This is a genomic window from Bradyrhizobium sp. SHOUNA76 (assembly GCF_023006445.1).
Classification (GTDB): Bacteria; Pseudomonadota; Alphaproteobacteria; order Rhizobiales; family Xanthobacteraceae; genus Bradyrhizobium.
Genome location: NZ_JALBHA010001110.1, coordinates 1 through 557, shown reverse-complemented (window position 1 = coordinate 557; position 557 = coordinate 1). Strand labels below are relative to the sequence as shown.

Here is a 557-nt window from a genome sequence, read left to right as displayed (position 1 = left end):
GCCTGCTGTTCGCATCGCTCTCGCCGGCGCCGTCACGCGCCGACGGCGCCGCGGACGATTTCGCGATGAAGGCGACGTCGCAGACCCGCCTCGCCTATGTCGTCACGGGCAATGCCGACGTCGATTCCATCGTCAAGGCCGGCCTGAACGGGCTGACGCTGTTCCTGGCGCAGCGCACCGCGCTCGAGGCCGGCGATCCCGTCGGGGTCGATCCTGCGCGCGACGAGCTCGCCTTCTTCCCGCTGATCTACTGGCCGATCGTGCCGGGCGCGCCCAAGCCGCCGCGCGATGCCATCAACAAGATCGACGCCTACATGAAGCAGGGTGGCACCGTGCTGTTCGACACGCGCGATGCGATCGAAGCACCGCCCGGCGCGAACGGCGCGGCACAGACCCCGGGCATGCAGACGCTGCGGGAGATCCTGTCCTCGCTCGACGTGCCCGAGCTCGAGCCGGTGCCGCGCGAGCACGTGCTGACCAAGACCTTCTATCTGCTGCGCGACTTCCCCGGCCGCTTCGTCACCGGCCAGACCTGGGTCGAGACCCTGCCGCGCGAC

Annotated in this window: 1 protein-coding gene; it reads left to right on the top strand. The window is 69.8% G+C overall.

The window, feature by feature from the left end:
• The coding region (locus tag MOV74_RS40015; RefSeq protein WP_246933088.1) for a DUF4159 domain-containing protein at window positions 1-557 on the top strand (557 nt) is incomplete at both ends.